The organism is Porphyrobacter sp. SLTP, from assembly GCF_009905735.1.
Lineage (GTDB): Bacteria > Pseudomonadota > Alphaproteobacteria > Sphingomonadales > Sphingomonadaceae > Erythrobacter.
Map to the genome: position 1 here is coordinate 1 of NZ_JAAALE010000032.1, position 3,203 is coordinate 3,203.

Here is a 3,203-nt window from a genome sequence, read left to right on the forward strand (position 1 = left end):
CCCGTACATCCGGTCCGCGTGGCCGATGCCTTTGCCGACCTCGTGGACGCCCCGCTCCCCGATGCGCGGGTCAGCGGCGATGTGGTCGATATTTCGCGAATCACGGTGAAGCGCGAACTGCCTCCGCCGCCGCCTGAAAAGGCCAAGCCCAAGGAACCGCCCAAGCCTGTCCACCCCAGCCGCGTTTGGGTGCAGGTGGCGACCGGCAAGAACGTAAAGGCGCTCGGCTTCGACTGGCGGCGCATCGCGAAGGAGGGCGGCGCGCCGCTTGCCAAGCTCAAGCCGCACACCACCCGCTGGGGCGAGGCGAACCGCCTGCTGGCCGGGCCGATCGACAGCCGCGACAAGGCTCAGGCCCTGCTGCGCGAGCTCAAGGCCAAGGGGATCGACAGCTTCCTCTATGTAAGCCCGGAAGGCGAAGAGATTCAGCCAGTTAAGTAGAGTGTGGCGCCATCTGTGCACGATCTTTGCACAGGCTTTGCACAGCTCTATCCGGTTCTCCCCAGCCGCTCTGGCGCGGGCGATTGCCAACCACACCCCAACCCGTTCATGCGTTGCCCCAATGGTGCAAACGACCTTCCCCCCCGCGTTCCCCCGGCCATGAGAGTGCAAGACATGGACTATTCCGCCGAGGACGATGCCGCCCCCGTCGAAATGCTCGCCAGCCTGTTTGCCGCGCGCGGATGGCCGTGTGAGCTGGTCTCGGATGACGAGATGACCGGCGAAGTGCAGGGCAGCTGGGCCAATTACCAGCTGCGCGCGATCTGGCGGGCCGAAGACGGTGTGCTCCAGTTCCTGTGCCTGCCCGACATTCGCGTGACCGAGGACAAGCGCGGGGCCGCCTATGAGCTGCTGTGCCTCGTCAACGAACAGGTGTGGCTCGGTCATTTCGACATCTGGTCGAACGGCGACGTGCTGCTCTACCGCCACGGTGCGCTGCTGGGCGAGCACGGGCGGCTGAGCATCGACATGGCACAGGCGCTGGTCGAATGCGCGATCGACGAATGCGACCGGTTCTACCCCGCGTTCCAGTTTGTGCTGTGGGGCGGCAAGACCCCGCGCGAAGCGCTGGATGCGGCGATGGTTGACGCGGCTGGCGAGGCCTGAGAGCCTGCCTCGCATGACACAGAAGCTTCTGATCATCGGCTGCGGCAATATGGGCGGCGCGATGCTGGCCGGGTGGCTGGCAGCGGGTGAGAATCCGACGCGGTTTGCGGTGCTCGATCCCGCATTGCCCGAAGCGCCGGACGGCGTGGCGCTTTACCGCAGCGCGCAAGACGCGGCAGGCGCGGGGCATGACGCTGTTCTGCTCGGGTTCAAGCCGCAGCAATTGGGGACGCTCGGGCCGGGGCTTCAGGCGCTGACAGGCGCGGGTGTGGCCGTGTTTTCGCTGCTCGCCGGGATCACGCTCGACCAGCTCGGCCAAGGCTTCCCGCGCGCCGCCGCCCATGTCCGGGTGATGCCCAACCTTGCAGCGCGCATCAACAAGTCGCCGGTAATCCTGTGCGAGGCCGGATGTGACGAGGCCGCACGCTCCGCCGCCTTCGCGCTGTTCGACACCCTCGGCAGCACCGTGTGGCTGGAAGACGAGGCGCAATTCGATCTCGTCACCGCGCTTGCCGGTTCGGGGCCGGGCTTCGTCTATCGTTTCATCGATGCGCTGGCAGGCGCGGCCATCGACCTCGGGCTGGACGAGACCACCGCAGCCAGCCTTGCACTCGCCACGGTCGAAGGCGCGGCGGCCTTGGCGGCGGCATCGGATGTCGGCCCGGCCACACTCGCAGACCGGGTTGCCAGCCCCGGCGGGATGACCCGCGAGGGCCTCAACGTGCTCGACGAAGGCGCAGCCTTGCGCCGCCTGCTGGCCGACACCTTGCGCGCCACCCGCGACAAGGGTGCGGCGCTGTCGCAAGGCAGTTAAGATTAACATCGGTTAAGATGAATGGATTGCGCGCTTTGCAATCCGGTTTCGCTTGAAATGCGCCGAGGAAACCCCGATATTCCCCCCATTGGAGAGCGCGGGCGTTTCCGCGCTCCGATAGGAAAGGCTAAGGGTTTCGCAATGGCTGACTGGAATGACACCTCGCGCAATGCGCAGCGTTTGGGCTCCGTGCCCCGCGCCGGAGGCGACGTCGCCGGCCGCGCAAGCTATGACGAGGGCCTGCGCAAGCACATGCTCTCGATTTACAATTACATGACGTCGGGCATCCTGCTGACCGGGATTGTCGCGCTGCTGGCCTTCACCAGCGGTGTGGCGGCGATCATCTTCACCGGTGGCATCCTGCGCTGGATCGTCGCGCTCTCGCCGATGATCATCGTCTTTGCGATGAGCTTTGGCGCCAACCGCTTCAGCACCGCTACGCTCCAGCTGATGTTCTGGGGCTTCGCCACGCTGATGGGCCTGTCGCTGTCTTCGGTGTTCCTGGTTTACACCGGCGGCTCGATCGCCACGACCTTCTTCGCCACCGCGGCGGCCTTCGCCGGCCTGTCGCTCTATGGCTACACGACCAAGCGCAGCCTGTCCGGCATGGGCAGCTTCCTGATCATGGGCGTGATCGGCCTGATCGTGGCGATGGTTATCAACCTGTTCCTGCAGAGCCCGGCGTTCCACTACGCCATTAGCTTCATCGGCGTGCTGATCTTCGCGGGTCTCACTGCCTATGACACGCAGCGGTTGAAGACCGAGTATGAGTATCTGCGCGGCACCGAATTTGCCGGAAAGGCCGTCGTTCTTGGCGCGCTGAGCCTCTATCTGGACTTCATCAACATGTTCCAGTTCCTGCTGAGCTTCCTCGGCAATCGGGAATAACTAATCTGCATCAGGCAAATGCCTGACACAGGTGTTGAAATGTCGGATGCCCGGGGCCTTCCATAGGCTCCGGGCATTTGCTTTGTCCGCTGGGGCGGCTATCTCGGACGCTTCAGGTTGGAGCAAGCCGGGGGCGCACATGCTCGCCCCGCCAGTGGCAGCACAGCCCGCAGCAGGAGAGGTTATTTCAATGAGCGCGGCCCCGCACACGTCCCCGTCCCCGTCATTGGCGCAGGAACGCACCAGCACGCGCACGCCGTTCGGCTTGGCGATCACCACTCTCGCCATGGGCGGCGCGCTGCTCGCGGCCTGTGCGACCCCGGCACCCCCGCCGCCTCCGCCGCCCATGGCGAGAGTGGTGATCGCCAAGCCGAACGGCGTGCGCGTGCTGGTG

The 3,203-nt window shown here is 65.4% G+C and carries 4 protein-coding genes and 1 pseudogene; all 5 read left to right on the forward strand.

The window, feature by feature from the left end; all coding sequences use genetic code 11:
• Positions 1-441 (forward strand): SPOR domain-containing protein (locus tag GVM20_RS16150; RefSeq protein WP_166548212.1); only part of this gene is annotated, 441 nt, incomplete at its 5' end.
• Positions 442-600: 159 nt separating this feature from the next.
• The gene (locus tag GVM20_RS16155; protein WP_234032071.1) at positions 601-1,107 is read left to right on the forward strand and encodes a type III secretion system chaperone family protein; all 507 of its coding nucleotides are present in this window, start codon (positions 601-603) and stop codon (positions 1,105-1,107) included.
• A 13-nt stretch (positions 1,108-1,120) separates the two neighbouring features.
• Positions 1,121-1,921, forward strand: coding sequence for a pyrroline-5-carboxylate reductase family protein (locus tag GVM20_RS16160; protein WP_166548213.1), 801 nt, complete (start codon positions 1,121-1,123; stop codon positions 1,919-1,921).
• 141 nt (positions 1,922-2,062) lie between these two features.
• Positions 2,063-2,809, forward strand: a complete 747-nt coding sequence (locus GVM20_RS16165) for a Bax inhibitor-1/YccA family protein (RefSeq protein WP_166548214.1) — start codon at positions 2,063-2,065, stop codon at positions 2,807-2,809.
• Positions 2,810-2,999: 190 nt separating this feature from the next.
• Positions 3,000-3,203: pseudogene (locus GVM20_RS16170) on the forward strand (hypothetical protein); the annotation flags it as partial.